Genomic DNA, 17,823 nt, shown 5'->3' with positions numbered 1-17,823 from the left:
CCGGGACCTGAAGGACAGAAGGGAGTGATACGCATGAGACACAAGTTATTGATGTTCGGGACTGCGGTCGTGATGGCGCTTCAGGTCGGCACCGCGCCGGCGCAGGACAAGAAAACCCTCGCGATTGTCGTGAAAGGTCTCGATAACCCGTTCTTCGAACAGATAAATCTCGGTTGCCAGAAGTGGATGTCGGAAAACGCGAACAGCGAATACGAGTGCCTCTACACCGGCCCCGCCTCTTCCGCCGACGAAGCCGGCGAAGTGCAGATCGTGGATGATCTGCTGACGCGCGGCGTTGCGGCGATCGCGATTTCTCCCTCAAACGCCCCGGCCATGGCCAATCGTGTCCGTCAGATCGCGCCGAGCGTTCCCGTCATGACCATCGATGCCGATTTCCTGGCGGATGACCGGGATCTGCGCAAGACGTATCTGGGCACCGACAACTACCTGATGGGCGTCAAGATGGCTGAGGAAGCCGCAAAGCTGAAGCCGGATGGCGGCACCGTCTGCCTGCAGCTCGGCAATGTGGCGGCGGACAACATCAATGCCCGCGCACAGGGCTTCCGGGACACGGCTTCCGGTGAAAAAGGCATCGACCGGCTGAGCGGCCAGAATGGCTGGAGCGAAGTGGACGGCTGCCCGGTCTTCACCAACGACCAGGCCGATCTTGCAAATCAGCAGATGGCCGACACCTTCATTGCCAACCCGGACCTGGATGCCTTCATCCTGATCGGTGGATGGGCGCAGTTCGCCCCGCAGGCCTATACGCAGGTGACCGATCAGGTCATGGACAAGTTGAAATCCAAGGATCTGATCATCATCGCGGGCGACACTTTGCCACCACAGACCAAAGCGTTCCGGGACGGCAGAAGTCATGCTCAGGTCGGACAACGTCCGTTCGAAATGGGCTATCGGGCTCCCGACGTCATGATCCAGCTGATCAACGGCGAAAGCGTCGAGGATCCGCTCTACACGGGCCTGGATGTCTGTAACCAGGAAGATCCCGGCTTTTGTGCGAACAACTGATCTGTGAACCTCTCCTGGCCGCCGGACTTTCGCATTGGGTTCGGCGGCACTTTTCCGGAGAGCCTGAAATGTTCCCCTGGAAAGGCCTGATCGCCTGACCAGGCAGATTTGACAGACTGGCAGCGAGACTAACCCGAATGTTTGGCGGGTCAGGCGCCGTAAACCGGCGCCAGTGCCGCCCCACGTCTAACGATAATAATATTACTTATATTAGTGACGAATGCCCCCTCGGCACGCGTGAAAGGGAGGAAAACATGAAACTCAGGAAGACACTTTGCCTGGCGGCGTTTGCCGCGGTCGTCGCGACCTCAGCACAGGCCCAGGAAAAACCGCAGCTTGCGTTCGTCGTGAACGCGGCCTCCGATTTCTGGAAACTGGCCGAAGCCGGTGTGAATGCGGCCCAGGCCGAACTGCCCGGTTACGACCTGCAGTTCCGCTACCCCGCCCAAGGAACGGCTGCGCTTCAAAATGCATTGATGGACGATCTTGTGGCCGCCGGCACGGACGCCATCATGATCTCATCGGTCGATCCGAAAACTTCCATTGACGCCTTCAACCGGATTGCGGCGCAAATTCCCCTGTTCACCACGGACAGCGATGCGCCCGAAAGCGACCGGATCGCCTATCTCGGTTCGTCGAACACGCTTGCCGGCAATCAAGCGGGCGAGATTGCCAAGAAGGCGCTGCCGAACGGCGGCACCTGCATGGGTTTCGTCGGGTTTCTCGGAGCGGACAACGCCAAGGAGCGCATTGCCGGCTTCCGTGAAACGGTGAAGGGCTCGGGCATCGAGCTCGTCGACGTGCGCGGCGATGATGTGGACTTTCCAAAGGCCCGCCAGAATGTCGACGATGTCCTGGCCGCCAATCCGGAAGTCGACTGCATGGTCGGGTTCTATTCATACAATCCACCCAAGATCTACGAAGCCCTTCAGGCGGCGGGGAAACTCGGCGAGATCACCGTCATCGCCTTTGACGAAGACCCGATTACGCTCGGCGCCATCCGGGAAGGCAGCTTTGCCGGGACCGTCGTTCAGGACCCCTATCAGTGGGGCTATCAGGGCATGCATCTGATGGCAAAGTTCCTTGAAGGCGACAAGAGCGAAATTCCGGCCGACGGCTTGATCATTGTCCCGACGAAGGTCATCGACGCGTCGAATGTCGATCCGTTCGAAGCCGAATTGAAGGCGCGGATCAAAGGCTAGAGCATCGTGCGTTCGCAAGAACGAACCTAAGAAGCTCTACCACTTGAAGATCGATCAGCTTTTGGACGCTCAACCGGTTCCGGGTGCGCATCCGCTGATCTGGGTCGGGCTCTCCCAAGCCGGCCTGACGGCTGCGCGGACTGCATCTTGCGGCCCGCGCAGCCAAAAATGACCAGTTGTAGGATTCAGAACCTTGCCGCCCGGTTTTCAGAAGATTTCGCTAGAGCTTTCCCAGGTGACGAAGGTCTACCCGGGTGTCGTGGCCCTGCAGGATGTCGACCTCGACATTTCGGGTGGAGAAATCGTCGGGCTGATTGGCGAGAACGGGGCCGGCAAATCCACCCTGATGAAGGTGCTTGGCGGCACGGCGCCGCCCGACGGGGGCCAGATCATAATCGACGGCAAGAGTGTTGACAGCCTGACGCCAGCTGAAGCCAGCACGCACGGGATTGCCTTCGTTCATCAGGAACTCAATCCGTTTTCCAATCTGGACGTAACCGGAAACGTTCTCCTTGGACGCGAAATCACTTCCGGTCCGTTTCGGATGCTCGACCGGAAAGCGATGGAGGCCAAGGTCGCACCGATCCTGCAGCTTCTTAAAACGCGTTTCGGTCCTGGCGATCCGGTTGCCGGTCTCTCGCTCGCCGACCAGCAACTGCTTGAAATCGCCAGAGCGCTTTCCATGAACGCGCGGCTGGTCATTCTCGACGAGCCGACCTCCAGTTTGACGCTGACGGAAACCGAAGGATTGCTGGAAGTGATGCGGCAGCTGCGGAGCCAGGGCGTAGCGATACTTTTCATCAGCCACCGCCTGAGCGAGGTGGAAGAAGTCGCAGACAGGGTCGTGTGTCTACGTGACGGCAGAAATGCCGGCGAACTCGTCGGACCGCAGATCCGCAAGGAGGCGATGGTGCGGATGATGGTCGGCAGGGACGTCAGCCAATTCTACGAAAAATCCGCGCATAGCACTCGAGAACCGATACTCTCACTGCGTGGTGCCCGCACGTCCACCTATCCCGAAGCAAGCGTCGACCTCGATCTCCATGCGGGTGAAATTCTTGGAGTGGCCGGACTGGTCGGGGCCGGGAGAACGGAGCTTGCGCGGGCAATCTTCGGTGTCGACGCGTTGTCGAGCGGATCGATCCGTCTCAACGGTTTAGAACTGCAGTCGCATTCCGTTCCCGAGGCAATCTCCGCAGGTCTGTCGCTTGTGCCTGAAAACAGGAAGGAACAGGGGCTTTTGCTGGATTTTCCGATCGCAGCGAACATCGCCCTGCCTTGCCTGAAAAACTTGTCGCGCTGGGGCATGGTCAACAGGGAGCGCGAAACAGCGCTCGCGCAAGCCTCGCAGGTCCGCCTCGCCATCAAGACCAGGTCGGTTTCCAGCGCCGCAGCAGAACTTTCAGGTGGAAACCAGCAAAAGGTGGTGCTGGCAAAATGGCTCGCCACGCAGCCGAAGGTGATCATTTTCGACGAACCGACGCGCGGCATCGATGTCGGAGCCAAGGCTGAAGTCTACCATCTCCTGCAGGCGCTGGCACGAGAAGGGGTCGGCATTCTCATGATCTCGAGCGACATGGAGGAAGTCATCGGCGTGTCCGACCGGGTCGCGGTCATGCGCCGGGGGCATGTCACGGGGATCTTGAATTCAGATCAACTGACGGAAGAGAACATCCTCCGGCTTGCGGTCGGATAATCGGTGAGGAAAGCGAATGCAAAAGAAGGATATTGGTCTGGCCCTGCTGGTTCTAGTCGTTGGCGGGGTCGTTGCTTTCATCAATCCGAGGTTTCTATCGCCGATCAACCTGGCCAACACAGCCAACCTCATCGGCCTCTTCGGACTGTTTTCCCTTGCCGAAGCTTTCGTGATCGTGACGGCCGGCATCGAATTGTCCGTCGGATCCCTCATCGCGCTGCTTGGAGTCATATTTGTCGACTTGATTGTCGTTCAGGGAGTGCCCTGGCCCATCGCCTGTCTGATCGTCCTGATGTTGGGCGCCATTTTCGGCATGATTCACGGCTGGCTGATCACGCGGCTGCAACTGCAACCTTTCATCGTCACCTTGTGCGGTCTGCTGATTTATCGCGGCGTGGCACGTTTCTACACAAAGGACGGTACCGCGGGCTTCTCCTTCGGTGACGAATTTCCGGTTCTTGAATGGCTGATTTCAGGGCGTACTTACGGTGTGCCCCACTCGATAATCGCGTTCACGATCATTGCGGTGATTGCCTGGTTCGTTCTTCACCGGACCGTATTCGGCAGACATCTTTTCGCAGTTGGCAAGAATGAGGAAGCAGCGCGGTTTACAGGCATCAATACAAGACGGGTGATCGTTGCGGCCTATGTCATCTGTGCCGTACTCACCGGCCTTTCCGCCATTTTCTTTGCCATGTACACGCGTTCCATCCACCCGGCTTCCCACGGCAATTTCTACGAACTCTATGCAATCGCAGCCGCGGTTCTTGGAGGATTTTCGCTTCGCGGCGGCGAAGGATCGGTTGTCGGCGTCGTCCTGGGTGTCATTCTTCTGCAGGTTCTCCAGAATCTGGTCAATCTCCTGGGGATCCCCTCCTCGCTCAACTTCGCAGTCATGGGGAGCGTCATTCTCATAGGCGTCATCGCCGACACGCAGATTGCGCGCCACCGGCGCATAAAGCGTCAAGCCAAAGCGCTGGCCAGTATTGCAGGACGCAAGCCTGTCGAGGCGCAGGCGCCAGGTGGCCTGACCTGACCGTGAAACGCTCAAAACCCCGGCCCGGATCCGCCCGAAAAACGCCTCTGCCTGACGTCCAAACTGTTCCGCCTGGCCTTTGAGGCTCGCCGGCATGTCCCGGATCGAGCTGACCGTGCCTTCGACGCTGCTCTGACGGGACAGCTCCAATGGGTGCGTTAACGGGCGAGCGCCGTCATCAGCATCTGTGGATCGATGTTGCCACCGGTCAGAACCACGCCAACGGTGCGGCCCTTGAGCGGCAGTTTTGCCGAAAGAAGCGCTGCCAGGGCGGCGGCCCCTCCCGGCTCCACCACCAGCTTCAATTCGGTAAACGCGAAGGCGACGGCGGCAAGGGCTTCCTCGTCCGTCACGGTCGCCCCCTCGCCTGCCAGGCGGCTGAGGATTGAAAATCCGATATCGCCAGGCGACTCGGACAGGAGCGCATCGCAGATCGAGCCGGACTTCACCGCATTGGCAAGCGGCGTTCCTGCTTCCAGCGAGCGCTTGTAATCGTCGAAGAGCGCCGGTTCGCAGGTGTGGAAAACGGTGCCCGGTGTTGTCTCCGCCAGTGCCAGGGCAATGCCGCTGGAAAGGCCTCCGCCGCCCGTGCAGGCCAGCACATCGTCCAGCCGGATCCCGAGATCCGCCGCCTGGCGGGCAAGTTCCAGCCCGACGGTGCCCTGGCCGGCAATGACCGCCGGATCGTTGTAGGGATGGACAAAGGTCGCCCCTGTCTCGGCACAGATGCTTGCAGCAATGCCGTCGCGGTCTTCCGTTTCCCGGTCATAGGTCACCACCCTTGCGCCATAGCCGCGGGTGCGCTCAAGCTTGATCTTCGGCGCATCGGCCGGCATGACGATGGTTGCCGGCATGCCGAGAAGCTGCGCGCTGGCCGCCACCCCTTGCGCGTGGTTGCCGGAGGAACAGGCGACGACGCCCCTGGACCTTGCGGCTTCCGGGATCTGGCTGATGCAGTTGAAGGCACCGCGGAACTTGAACGAGCCGCTCTTTTGCAGGTTCTCCGGCTTGATCAGCACCGTCGCGCCGGTGACTTCGTCAAGCAGAGGATGGCGCAGCACCGGTGTCAGCACCGCCTCGCCGCGGATCCGCTCCGCTGCCGCCTCGATGTCCTGAAAGGTGACGGCCAGGCCGGAAAGATCCGGATCGGCGGCCGGAACGGGCTGAAGCTGGGGATCGGTCATCGGAACTCACTTCCATCGTCAAACGCACGTCGCCACTCGGATGCAACAGGGCATGAGAGGCCACTTGCTGCCGGACGGCAGCTTTCTCAGGCCATAAGTGTTTTCACACCGGGGCGGTCCATTCCAGCGGGAATTTGTGCGGGTGGCAATTTTGGAAAGAATGCGGCTCTTCACGGGGAGAATCGGCAGCGTGGCCGGATCATCCTCCTGAACAGATCACTCCGCCGCCCTGGCGGCGCCGGACTGGGCGTTGAAAATGTCGCGTGCGGCAATGCAATTGTCGAGAAACTGGCGGGCGCTGGCGGCCCAGGTGTAGTTCATGGCAATTGCCCGGCAATGATCGCGCGGAATATCCAGCGCGGCCTCGCAAGCTTCCTTCAAGTCCTCGGAAAGAACACCGGCGCCGGTGTCACCGATGACATCCAGAGGTCCCATCACCGGATAGGCGGCCACCGGCACGCCGCAGGCAAGCGCTTCCAGCATGACGTTGCCGAAGGTGTCGGTGAGCGAGGGAAAGACGAAGACATCGCCGGCCGAATAATGCCGGGCGAGATCCTCGCCGACCTTCGAGCCGGTAAAATGCACGGACGGATAGTCCCGGCGCAGGCTGTCCAGCTGTGGTCCGCCACCGACCACAACCTTCGATCCGGGCAGGTCCAGATCGAGAAAGGCCTTGATGTTCTTCTCGATGGCCACCCGGCCCACATACATGAAGACCGGCCGCGGCAGATCGGCCGGCAGCACCGAGCCTTCATAGGGCCGGAAGAGGTCTTCATCGACGCCGCGCGACCAGCGCATCAGGTTGGTGAAGCCGCGGGCACGCAGGTCCTGTTCCAGCGAACGTGTCGCCACCATGCAGCCGCTGCCCCCATTGTGGAAGCGGCGCAGCCAGCTGTAGGACCAGGTGAGCGGTATGGGCAGCCGCGCCGACACGTATTCCGGAAACCGGGTGTGATAGCTGGTGGTGAAGGGAATGCCCGCCTTCTTCGCAACGCTCGCCGCCAGCAGGCCCAAAGGACCTTCCGTGGCAATGTGCAGGTGCTCGCAGGCACGGTCCTCGATCTTGCGTCGGACGATGCCGCGATGGGTCAGGGAGAGGCGGATTTCCGGATAGGTTGGACAGGGCAGCGTTCTGAATTCCTGTGGCGACAGGAATTCCATGCGTACGCCGATGGCCTGCAGCTCTTCCGCCGTGCGTTCCAGAGAGCGAACGACACCGTTGATCTGGGGATGCCAGGCATCCGTGACAATCAGAATGGAGCTCATGCGGCGACCGGAGTTTCCCGGGATTTCGCCGGCACGAGTGTTTCCTGCGTGTGGTCCACCCATCGGATCACCTCAAAGGTTCCATCGTGGTGCTCGGCAACCGCAGTGCAGCTTTCCACCCAGTCACCGGTATTGATGTAGTGAATACCATTCATATCGCGATCGGCGGCATGATGAATATGCCCGCAGATGACGCCGTCCACACCCTGGCGGCGCGCTTCGTCGGAGAGCGCTTCCTCGAACCGGCCGATGAAGCTGACTGCGTTCTTCACCTTCAGCTTCGCCCAGGCCGACAGCGACCAGTAGGTCAGGCCAAGACGGCGGCGGACGGCGTTGAGAACGGTATTGATGTTGAGCGCGGTGACATAAGCCTTGTCGCCGAAGAAGGCGAGCCACTTGGCGTGGCGGATGACCACGTCGAACTGGTCGCCGTGGATCACCAGATAGCGCTTTCCGTTGGCCGCTTCGTGAATGATGCTGTCCGTCACCTCGACGCCGCCGAAATGAGTGCCGAGGAAATTGCGCAGAAACTCGTCGTGATTGCCCGGAATATAGATCACCCGCGCACCCTTGCGGCCCTTGCGGAGGATCTTCTGCACCACGTCGTTATGCAGCTGCGGCCAGTACCACGAGCGCTTCAGGCGCCAGCCGTCGGCGATGTCGCCGACCAGGTAAATCGTCTCGGCATCGTTGTCCTTCAGAAAGTCGAGCAAGAGCTCGGCCTGGCATCCGCGCGTGCCCAGATGAACGTCCGAAATGAACAAGGCCCGGTAATGCCGCGATGCCTCTGCGGTAGACATAGCACTTCTCCAATGTCTCGTTGGAGCGCTATAGACGCGATTCAAGTATCACTATTATGACAAATGAGCCGTCTTCCTAATCTGCGGTTGTTTTCCCCGATCATCCTTAATGGGCGGGACAAGGCTTTCCCTTATGCTTTGACGTGACGATCGCGGGGATGCCGCATCTCCTCGGCAGCAGTTCCGCAATCGCCGTAACAGGGTTTGACAGGGTCTCCTGCCGGCGGCCACATAGACGCGAAACAATTCGAAGGAGATCGTCCATGGACCTTGGTCTCAAGGGCAGGAAAGCAATCATTTGCGCGTCGAGCCGCGGCCTCGGCCGGGGCTGCGCGCAAGCACTGGCGGAAGCGGGCTGCGACATCGTCCTCAACGGGCGCAACGAAGCCGTTCTGGATGCCGCCAGGGCGGATCTGGAAACCCGTTTCGGCGTCGCGGTGACCGCAGTCGTCGCGGATGTCTCGACCATGGCCGGCCAGGACGCCCTGCTGTCGGCCTGTCCGGATCCGGACATCCTCGTCAACAACAATGGCGGCCCGCCGCGCAGGGACTTCAGCGAACTCGACCGGGCGGCACTGCTGGAAGGGGCAATCCAGAATTTCGTGACGCCCGTGGAGCTGATCCAGGCCGTGGTGCCGGGCATGAAGGCTCGCGGCTTCGGCCGCATCGTCAACATCACGTCGATGTCGGTGAAGATGCCGATCGAGGGGCTGGATCTTTCCAGCGGCGCCCGGGCCGGCCTGACAGCCTTTCTCGCCGGTGTCTGCCGTCAGCTTGCGCCGCACGGCATCACCATCAACAATCTCCTGCCCGGCAAGATGGACACCGACCGGCTGAAGGGCGGTTTCGAGCGGACCGCCAGCCAGTCCGGCCGGAGCGTGGAAGACGTGCGCGCCGCCCAGACGGCGGAGATCCCCGCCCGGCGCTTCGGCACGGCAGAGGAATTCGGCCAGACTTGCGCCTTCCTGTGTTCACGTCACGCTGGCTACATCACCGGCCAGAACATCCTCATGGACGGCGGCCTCTATCCGGCGGCGTTTTGAGGGACACACAAGCAAGGTGTTAAGCGCGTCTGCAGCCAGAAGAGTGAAGGTTTCGAGCTGCAGAGACGCGGGAGTGGACACATTATCTGAAGCCCCACTTCCACATTGTATTCTTCATGTTTTTCCGATGACATGCCGATCCGATAGCCTTCGGCCATGGCCGAAGGCTACAATCTTTTCATTTATGCGATAGCCAGATGCCAGACAGCTCCAACAATCACATTAAGGATCCAGCCGCGGCTGCGGCCTTGGGAAATTTGCTCCTGAATGCTGCTGATGAGTTGAACCAGCTCGGCAACGAACCGATCCTGATCATCGCTTATCCGCACAAATACAATGACGCAGGTTATGACGACTACTGGTGCGCGGTTCAGGTTGGGCGCAGCTACTGGGAGGCCTCCCAGTTCTACAGGTATGCGTATCTGAACGGCTACAGATCGGGTCAAGCACCGGAATTCGACAGTGGTGCCGGCCATGTCGCGGAGCGCGCAAACTACGTTTCCGGCGAATCCAATCAGCTCAGAGAAACGCCCGAGACACTCCGGAAGAAGTTGAAAACGGTACGCAATGTGCTGAGTGACCTGGAAAAGACCGCCTGGAGGGATTTGTCGGTAAAGGCACTCGGGCTACGTGACAGTTTCGGTCTGGGACTATACCTGATCAACGGTGGGACTTGGCTGATACAGACGCACTATTCCGGCGCCGATGAAGGCCACGCCTGGTATTGCAATATGGGCGGCGAACTGAGCTATTTTGCAGAAGTCCTAAATGCAACGACAGGTATAGGCGATCCACGTCCAATCCGTTTTGTTGACATCGATGCGAAGACCATCAGCAAGCTGGATGGCGCGGCACGCGACTGGTATTTTCCCTTGGCACCCACAGCCGCCACACCGGATCGATACAAAAGCCTTCAGGACCTCTCTGCCTTGCTTTTGAAAGTTGCAGGAAAACTGCGCTCTGAAACAGCAGGGCCCATCACGCTTTCTTCCATCAAGACAGGGCAATCCGATAGGAATCCAAATCCCGAGGTTAGGTGGCTCGGCCATGGTTTCTATCGGTCTGAAGACAACCAGTTTGTCATGGTGGGAGTTAGCACACCATATCCCGCGTCGCTGAATTCGCATCAAATTCAAGACTCCGATGACAGAGTGCAGGAGATCGTTCAGGAAATAGGCAAGCAGCTGGATTACCTGGAATCACGCGGCTGGAGACAGCTCTTTGGAGAAGCATTTGCTTGCCCTCTGCAGGATCATGACGATCTTCACCTGATGATTGCAGAAAACGACATCAACCTGTTACGTAGCAACTCAGCCTTTTGCCTAGAGGACGGTTTGCTAAGACCAGTCGGTTTTCTAAGCGACGATAATGTGGACTGGCTGTTCATCGAACACAGCTATTTTTCGGAAGCCGTATCTGTTTTGGCGAGTAAGCCGGAAACGGAAGAAAGCATATGACGACGGGAGAAGGAAAGGCCTGCCGGAGCCAAATCGAAATCCCGCAGGAGGCTTTCAATTCAGACAGACGCTCTTGCTTGACCGCAGAATTTCAGAAGCACCGGTCTTGAGACAGAAATCAAATGCCACGATTTATCGAAGAAACCGTGATTGATCCGTATGCCGCGGACAGGCTTGCCGAGATTGTCCGCAAGGCTGGTGGAAATCTTGTCGAGCTGGGAAATGAACCGGCCATTGCCCACGGCGATCTCGGTCGAATTCACGGCGACTATTGGGCCAAAGTTCAGGTTGATACCAGAAAGGGGGACCACTCAGCCCCTTCCTATTGGTCTGCACTACACAAGTTCGGCAAGAACGATGACCGGACGAATATGGAGAAACTGAAGGTCCAGGATTTCGTTGGAATATCCGAAAAAGCTTCAGCAGTTCACGGCACGCCCGACGAAGAGATGGTTGAGGTAGGTGCAGCCTTCGAAAATCCACTTCCAATACGGATGCAAAACCTCATCAGCGATCTGGAGAAAACCGATTGGCGAGAACTGTCTGAAAAAGCTTTCTCATCGAGAGGGTTTTCAGCGCTTGGTGTTTATTTGTTTCACGGTGGCGTCTGGCTGGTTCGTGGCCGGACCATCAAAGAACCGACGGCCTCCACCGGACAGGATCGATATAACTACAAGGCCGAGATCTGGCATTTGCCGGATGAAGGATCTCTGTTTCACTTTGCGCAAGTTGCGCTCCCGCATGACCTCTACAGGGGGGGCCCCATGACGATAGCCGGAACCCCATCGGCCGGTTTTACCGACATCAACATCAACGCTATCGAAAGACTGTCCAGTGCCATCAGAAACTGGTTCCTTCCGGGCAGAGATGCATCTCTCACCCCCCAGGAACAAACAGCCCGCACTCAGATTTCACAGTTGTTCGAAGATCTTGCAAACCAGCTCAGAAAGTGCACTTCAGAACCTGTAACCTATTTTCTGGGCAAGAGCCGTGATCAGTTCTTCAGAGTACGCAGCGAGATCCACTTTGCAGGCAACAGGTTCCCATGTTCCAGTTTACGCTCTTACAATTGGGATCCGGAGATCAAAAAACGCACAGCTGCCACCCTTGAACCTGCGCCAGATATTATTCAGGACTTGGGCAAAATCCTTGATGCAGCGTTGAAGCAAAAATATCAACAATCGCCAAAGGCAGAGTTGAAAGCTCTATTTTCAGCCGCATTTTCCTCACCCATTGAGGACTATGATCAACTGTACCTGAAGGTCACGCCCAAGGATGTCCTGTTCACACGCGGCTTTTCGCTGTTCAGACTGCTTGATGGACAGCTCGTGCCGGAAGGCGTTTTGAGCGCCGCAGAAATCGAGACCCTCTATTTCTCCCCCGCGAGCGAGGGTTAACTCAACCTGCCTGATTTCAAATGTTCGGCGGTCTTTGTCCTTCACCGGGCTCCGACCTGACTGCTTGGACGACTTCTCTCAGGTCTGGAATTCGACCAAACATTGAAAAAATCACGGCTTCGGCGATCCATCCATGGTCGATGACACAGGTTTGCCCGAAACAGCTGTCCCTCACCTCCACCGGCGGTCCAAATACCCGCCGCACGAGAAAAAGCCCGATCGAATTCATCAGTATGGAAACAGTTTTCTCAATAGGTTCGGCGACAAACCGGGAGGGCAAGTAGAGAAAGTCCACCACCTCCTCGACAGCTTGGTGCACCGGGTGCGGCAGCGGTTGAGCAATCATCCGGACTACGCCTTCTTTCCCCGACAAGAGGCGGCGCGGCAAGACGGAAGGCAGCCTTTCTAGTTCGATATGTTCAAACCAGTCTGCCAGAGAACAGGTCACACCCATGTCTTCCCGGATATGCTGTTCGACAATCGAAGGTATGTCGGCATGCCGGTCCGGGAAGGCAAGTTGCGCTATTGCGGCTCCAAGATCGCTGTGATGAAGGACAACGCGATGCCGCCGGTCGGCGCATCCCATCTTGGTCATGTCCAAAAACTCGTGAATTGGCAGATCGAGCTGCCAGTCCCGGTCCTTACCGGCACTTGATTTTGCGTGTCGCCAAGGTCTCATGAAAATGCGTCTTTCGACTCGCCCGCTGTTTTGTCTGTCAAGGATGGTCCAAGACGACATAATTCCCAAGAATTCCTGCCTCTGAACAAGACAATGAACCCGCAGAGCTACACGCTCCCTGCGGCTAAGTCCTTATTATTCATCGCATGCTGCCACAACCTCTCAGAATGCGTTTTTGACGTCTCCAGGCTTGTAAGAAGAGCCGTGAGACCTCTGTGGCAAAGACATTTCAATCAAGGAGATAGCCGCAGCAATTAGCGGCTACCGATTTCCAAGCGCCAAAAGGCCGGAGCAATGCCCCGGCCTTTTCTGTTGCAGTGTCCAAGCTCGATGAGATCAGAACTTATAGCGCAGCGAAGCGGAGAAGATGCTGACCTGGCTGTCAACTTCCCCGGTATAGGTGCCGATATTGGCGTTGTAGTCCTGGTGCCCCGGAACGATGTTGATCTCGGTATCGGCCGGGATCAGGTGAGAAACGCCGACGTCGAAGGCCAGGTGCTCGGTCGGCTTCCAGCTTGCGCCGGCAGACAGCCAGAGACGGTCGTTGTCCGGAAGACGGGTCGACCGGATTTCGTCGTCGATCGGCGACAGTTCATAACCGACACCGGCGCGCAGGGTGACCTGCTCGTTCCAGTCATACTCGCCGCCGAGAGCGAAGAACCAGCCGTCTTCATAGTTGAAGTGAAGATCCGGCAGGCCCGTGGGGTTGGTGGTCGTGCCATCTGTTGCCGTCAGCTTTGCTGTACCGAGACGGCTCCAGTTGGTCCATTCGACCGTACCCAGAACACGGATCTTGTCGGTAATGCGCTGCTTGGCGGAAAGCGTCACCATTTCAGGCATGATGACATTGGTCTTGATGCCGGTCCGGCTTGACGAGACGCCTACCAGCGGCACGGAGTTGGGATTGGTGAAATGACCTTCCAGTTCGTGGAAAACCGCAGACCGGAAACCGACGCCGAATTCCGTTCCCTCGAACGGCTTGATGGTCACACCGGCGGTGGCACCGAAGCCGAGACTTCCACCCTTCACTTCAGTGCTGGGAATGGTCGAGGTAAGAGACGCGCTGAGCGGATAAGCCGACTTCAACCGTACCTGCAGGTATTGCGCCTGAAGCCCGAGAGCAACGGAGAACATCTCGTTGAACTTGTAGGCGACAACCGGATTGGCATTGACCGAGAAGACTTCCGAGGAACGGGAATAGTATTGTCCCGCCCATGACTGGTCCGGCTTCGTCGACAGGCCGAACGGCGTGTTGATCGCAAGGCCGAAATACCAGTTCTCGTTCAGCCCGTAGCTAAGGTAGGTCGCCGGGATCCACGCGTCAGACGCAATGTCGCCGCTGCTCACCGAGCTGGCACCAAAACCGCCCGTCAACGCGTTTACCGTACCGGACGGGGTGAAGGTGCCGTCGATGGTCGACTGGGGCACGATGAACGCGCTGTGAGACTCGGACGTAATCCCATGGCCCGCCGCCGTCAGGGTCGCCGGGTTCCAGAACATCGACGAAATGCTGTCGCTCGTCGTGCCGTTACCCGCGAAAGACATGCCCTGGTAGTAGGCGCTCTGCTCACGCAGAGCGAAACCGCCCGCATGTGCAGCACCTGCAACCAGAGATAGAGCGATCGCGGTAGTCGTAAATAGTATCGTTTTGTTGTTTGCCCACGGCATTGAGTTTCCTCCCATCCCCTAGCCACCGGATGAATCATGACAACTGATGACAGAGTTCTCGGAGATCGGGGTCCGTTTCAACTCAATAATAACGCCGGGTTCGCCGCTTTTTTTCATGCTGCAATGCAAAATCGCAGCAGTTTAAGCACCGTATTTCTGCGATTGCGCGCCATTCACCTCAAAAGTGTCAGGATTGGTCGCATTTCGTCATGCCACCGACACACTTTCACCCGTTTGCCCAAAAAATAGGCAAACCAAATGTCAGTTTCCGATAACGTAAATTAAGTGAGGATCGTTGCGGCTTTACCACAGGTTTCCTAAGGGAATACGGGGGATATGTAGGACAAACTCATTGATCTCCCTCCGTAAAATGGCTGATGAGATCACCTAAGGGAATGTTCTGTTGTTCAGGGGAAGCAGCGCTGGAACGCGCATCGCTCCCCCCCCTGAACTGTCAGGAAGTCGGGCAAACGGAAAGTCAGGTTGCAGCTCTTTCCAGAACACCATTGCCGTGTTTCACGCGGCAATGGGCTACGAACCCTGTCGCCGAACGCTCGCCATGCCGCGTTCCGGTTGTGGCCTGATACCAAAGAGTGTTGACGATCACTCATCTGACCGCCTTTGGAATTAACCGTCCCGTGCGCTCAGGAACCGGCGCATGGCAACCTCGCTCCAGGGTGCCAGACGCGCGCGCGCCGCCTGCTGGCTGTCGTGGATGCGCTGGCTGAGGTCGTCCTGTGCGGCAAATTCCGCGAGGACTTCAGACGCGGTGTCCCGCAGGGCAGCAAGAACCGCGTCCGGATAGGGTCTGACCGTCACGCCGTCCTCTTGCTGCAGCACCTGGAGAGCACCTGCGTTCTCCCAGTCGCTTTCGGCAAGAGCCCGACCGTTTTCCGCCCGGCAGGCTTCCAGGACGATCGCTCTCAGGTCTTCCGGCAGGCCTTCAAGTGCGACCTGGTTGAAGATCGCCTCACCGGTGCCGTTCGGTTCGTGAAATCCTGGTGTGTAGTATGATTTCGCGGCCTTCTGGAACCCCATCGCCCGGTCCGACCATGGACCGAGGAATTCAGCCGCATCGAGAACGCCGCTGTCGAGCGCCTGGAACAATTCACCAGGCGGCAGACTGAGCGGCGTCGCGCCAAGCCGCCGCATCACTTCACCGCCCAGGCCCGGCATGCGGATCTTCAGACCATTCAGATCCTCAAGGCCGTTTATCTCGCGCTTGAACCAGCCGCCCATCTGGACGCCGGTGTTACCGGCCATCACAGGTTTCAGCCCGAAGGGTTCGTAAAGCTCGTCCCAGAGTGCCTGGCCGCCGCCCTGTTCGATCCAGGCGATATGTTCATGCGGCAGCAGGCCAAAGGGCGTGGCGGTGAAAAAGACCGCCGCCGGGACCTTGCCCTGCCAGAAGAACGAGGCGCTGTGTCCCATCTGGGCGGTTCCCGCGGAGACGGCCTCGAAGACGCCCAGCGCCGGCACAAGTTCACCCGCCGCATAGAGGCGCACGCGCAACCGGCCGCCGGACATAAGTTCAATCCGGTCGGCGATCCTTTGCGCGGTCACGCCCGGCCCCGGCAGGTTCTTCGGCCATGAGGTCACCATCTTCCATTCCAGCGTCGCCTCCCCTTGCGCCAGAGCCGGCGCGGCAAGGGATGCGGTACCGGCTGCAGCCACGGAAGCGCCAAGCAGGTTCCTGCGGCTGATCGGACGGGAGCCCGGTCTCGTCTGGTCGCTCATCTCATCTGCTCCAGAAGGCGTGAAAGTGGTGGACCGGGCCATGACCAGCACCGATCTGCAGCGTATCGGCAGTCGCGATGGCCGACTGGATATAGCTCTTGGCATTGCGGACAGCCGCCTCGAGGCCTTCTCGCTTTGCAAGGCCCGCCGCGATCGCCGAGGAAAGCGTGCAACCCGTGCCGTGGGTGTTGGCCGTCGCAAGACGCTCGGCCCTGAGCCAGACCGCGTTCCCCTCACCGTCCAGGAAGAGATCGGCGCTATCCTTGCCCTCACCGTGACCGCCCTTCAGAAGGACCGCCCTGGCACCAAGCCCCAGCAACCGCTCCGCCTGGGCATGCATCTCGGTTTCGCCTGTCGCGATCCCGGACTTCAGCATGCGTGCCGCCTCGTGCAGGTTCGGCGTGATGATGTCGGCAAGCGGCACCAGGATGGAGATCAGTCCGTCGACGGCGCTCGCGGCGAGCAGGGGATCGCCGGAGGCGGCCACCATCACCGGGTCGAGCACCACCGGACCGGTGGCGTTGGCTTTCAGTCCGCCGGCCACGGCCTCGATCGTTTCAACGCGGGAGAGCATGCCGATCTTGGTCGCCGTCACGCCGAGGTCCGAATAGACCGCATCCATCTGCGCACGCACGAACTCCGGCGGCACATCGTGAATGGCGCTGACGCCAAGAGTGTTCTGTGCCGTCAGTGCGGTCAGGACGCTGGCGCCGTAAACGCCGTTGGCGGAAAAGGTCTTGAGGTCGGCCTGGATACCGGCACCGCCGCCGGAATCCGATCCTGCAATGGTCACCGCAATTGCGGTCATGAAGATCTCCTCGTGTAATGCTGTTGCCGGTCAGGCGGTCTTGAGACGAAGTTCGATGTCGCCCAGGCTGAGGCTGTAGAGGGTGTCCAGCAGTTCCGGCACGAAACTGCCTGGCCCGCCGGCCCGCTCCGCCGCGATCTCCCCGGCAATGTTGAAAACCGACAGGCCGCAGGCAGCGGCAAGTGCCGTGTCGTCTTCCACGCAAGTGAAAGCCGCAAGAACGGCACCGCCGGCGCAGCCTGTCGCCGTCACCCGGCCCATCAGCGGATGACCGTTCTGCAGGCGATAGTCCTCACCCCGGCTTTCGATCTTGTCCTCGTCGCCAGTGACCGCGAAAACGGTCCCGGAGGCAATCAGCTCTTCGGCCGCACTCCTGTCCGCAAACAGCGCGTCCATTTCCGGCCGGTTCAGCCGGACAAGATCCGGTCCTGCAGCCAGCAGATCGCGCGCATAGGCGCAGCGCAGCGGCGAGCGGTCGACAAAAACCGGATCGATGGCAATCGGGCGGCCAGCCTTGCGGGCCGCATCCATGGCGACCGGAATCGCCTGCCGCCTGGTACCGTCAAGCGTTCCCAGGTTGACAAGCAGCGCGCCGGCGCTGGCGGCAAAGCCTGCAACCTCTTCCGCCGCCAGCGTCATCGACGGGACGGCCCCAAGGGCGAGCAGCACATTGGCGGTGAAGTTCTGGGCGACCGCGTTGGTGATCGCATGGACCCGCGGGGCCTTTTCCCGCACGCGTTCCAGCCGCTCGAACACCGTCTCGGGCTGCAGCGGCATCGTGGATGCGGCAACGGTCAGCGTCATGCCGTGCCTCTTTCCGGCAA

At 59.2% G+C, this 17,823-nt stretch carries 15 protein-coding genes; 7 read left to right on the top strand and 8 right to left on the bottom strand.

Annotation, left to right across the window (positions count from 1 at the left end; all coding sequences use genetic code 11):
• Positions 1 to 33 precede the first annotated feature (33 nt).
• The 4 genes from ACX3M4_RS28745 to ACX3M4_RS28730 all read left to right on the top strand — a co-directional run bounded on the left by ACX3M4_RS28745 (position 34) and on the right by ACX3M4_RS28730 (position 4,960).
• Entirely contained in the window at positions 34 to 1,026 is a 993-nt protein-coding gene (locus tag ACX3M4_RS28745; protein ID WP_459356348.1) for a substrate-binding domain-containing protein, read from the top strand.
• A gap of 254 nt (positions 1,027 to 1,280) precedes the next feature.
• Positions 1,281 to 2,228 carry a sugar-binding protein gene (locus ACX3M4_RS28740; RefSeq protein WP_459356347.1) on the top strand — a complete coding sequence of 316 codons (948 nt, stop codon included), beginning with the start codon at positions 1,281 to 1,283 and terminating at the stop codon, positions 2,226 to 2,228.
• 193 nt (positions 2,229 to 2,421) lie between these two features.
• Positions 2,422 to 3,924: a sugar ABC transporter ATP-binding protein gene (locus tag ACX3M4_RS28735; protein WP_459356346.1), complete on the top strand. Its 1,503-nt coding sequence runs from the start codon at positions 2,422 to 2,424 to the stop codon at positions 3,922 to 3,924.
• 16 nt (positions 3,925 to 3,940) lie between these two features.
• Positions 3,941 to 4,960 carry an ABC transporter permease gene (locus ACX3M4_RS28730; RefSeq protein WP_459356345.1) on the top strand — a complete coding sequence of 340 codons (1,020 nt, stop codon included), beginning with the start codon at positions 3,941 to 3,943 and terminating at the stop codon, positions 4,958 to 4,960.
• A 158-nt stretch (positions 4,961 to 5,118) separates the two neighbouring features.
• Here the strand turns inward: ACX3M4_RS28730 and ACX3M4_RS28725 are convergent, their stop codons facing one another.
• The 3 genes from ACX3M4_RS28725 to ACX3M4_RS28715 all read right to left on the bottom strand — a co-directional run bounded on the left by ACX3M4_RS28725 (position 5,119) and on the right by ACX3M4_RS28715 (position 8,210).
• Complete coding sequence (locus ACX3M4_RS28725) at positions 5,119 to 6,144, bottom strand: threonine ammonia-lyase (RefSeq protein ID WP_459356344.1); 1,026 nt, start codon at positions 6,142 to 6,144, stop codon at positions 5,119 to 5,121.
• A 216-nt stretch (positions 6,145 to 6,360) separates the two neighbouring features.
• The gene (locus ACX3M4_RS28720; RefSeq protein WP_459356343.1) at positions 6,361 to 7,410 is read right to left on the bottom strand and encodes a glycosyltransferase family 4 protein; all 1,050 of its coding nucleotides are present in this window, start codon (positions 7,408 to 7,410) and stop codon (positions 6,361 to 6,363) included.
• Positions 7,407 to 8,210, bottom strand: a complete 804-nt coding sequence (locus ACX3M4_RS28715) for a UDP-2,3-diacylglucosamine diphosphatase (RefSeq protein WP_459356342.1) — start codon at positions 8,208 to 8,210, stop codon at positions 7,407 to 7,409. The genes ACX3M4_RS28720 and ACX3M4_RS28715 overlap by 4 nt, the downstream gene beginning before the upstream one ends.
• Positions 8,211 to 8,473: 263 nt before the next feature.
• On the opposite strand from ACX3M4_RS28715, the gene ACX3M4_RS28710 reads away from it, so the two are divergent.
• The 3 genes from ACX3M4_RS28710 (at position 8,474) to ACX3M4_RS28700 (ending at position 12,107) form a co-directional block, all read left to right on the top strand.
• Positions 8,474 to 9,253, top strand: a complete 780-nt coding sequence (locus tag ACX3M4_RS28710; protein WP_459356341.1) for an SDR family oxidoreductase — start codon at positions 8,474 to 8,476, stop codon at positions 9,251 to 9,253.
• 197 nt (positions 9,254 to 9,450) lie between these two features.
• The gene (locus ACX3M4_RS28705) at positions 9,451 to 10,710 is read left to right on the top strand and encodes a hypothetical protein (RefSeq protein ID WP_459356340.1); all 1,260 of its coding nucleotides are present in this window, start codon (positions 9,451 to 9,453) and stop codon (positions 10,708 to 10,710) included.
• 122 nt (positions 10,711 to 10,832) lie between these two features.
• Positions 10,833 to 12,107 (top strand): hypothetical protein, encoded by a 1,275-nt coding sequence (locus ACX3M4_RS28700; protein ID WP_459356339.1) that lies wholly within the window; start codon positions 10,833 to 10,835, stop codon positions 12,105 to 12,107.
• A gap of 16 nt (positions 12,108 to 12,123) precedes the next feature.
• Here ACX3M4_RS28700 and ACX3M4_RS28695 read toward each other — a convergent pair whose 3' ends face one another.
• The 5 genes from ACX3M4_RS28695 to thiM all read right to left on the bottom strand — a co-directional run bounded on the left by ACX3M4_RS28695 (position 12,124) and on the right by thiM (position 17,803).
• A complete protein-coding gene (locus tag ACX3M4_RS28695) occupies positions 12,124 to 12,786 on the bottom strand; it encodes a DUF6915 family protein (RefSeq protein ID WP_459356338.1) in 663 nt (220 codons plus the stop codon).
• Positions 12,787 to 13,122: 336 nt separating this feature from the next.
• Entirely contained in the window at positions 13,123 to 14,454 is a 1,332-nt protein-coding gene (locus ACX3M4_RS28690) for an OmpP1/FadL family transporter (protein ID WP_459356337.1), read from the bottom strand.
• Positions 14,455 to 15,081: 627 nt separating this feature from the next.
• Positions 15,082 to 16,191 (bottom strand): TRAP transporter substrate-binding protein, encoded by a 1,110-nt coding sequence (locus tag ACX3M4_RS28685; protein WP_459356336.1) that lies wholly within the window; start codon positions 16,189 to 16,191, stop codon positions 15,082 to 15,084.
• A 1-nt stretch (position 16,192) separates the two neighbouring features.
• Positions 16,193 to 16,999 (bottom strand): bifunctional hydroxymethylpyrimidine kinase/phosphomethylpyrimidine kinase, encoded by an 807-nt coding sequence (thiD, locus tag ACX3M4_RS28680; protein WP_459356335.1) that lies wholly within the window; start codon positions 16,997 to 16,999, stop codon positions 16,193 to 16,195.
• 30 nt (positions 17,000 to 17,029) lie between these two features.
• On the bottom strand, positions 17,030 to 17,803 hold the full coding sequence (gene thiM, locus ACX3M4_RS28675; protein WP_459356334.1) for a hydroxyethylthiazole kinase: 774 nt from the start codon (positions 17,801 to 17,803) through the stop codon (positions 17,030 to 17,032).
• Positions 17,804 to 17,823 lie beyond the last annotated feature (20 nt).

The sequence above is a fragment of the Roseibium sp. M-1 genome (assembly GCF_054515675.1).
This window is presented reverse-complemented; position numbering and strand designations above follow the sequence as displayed.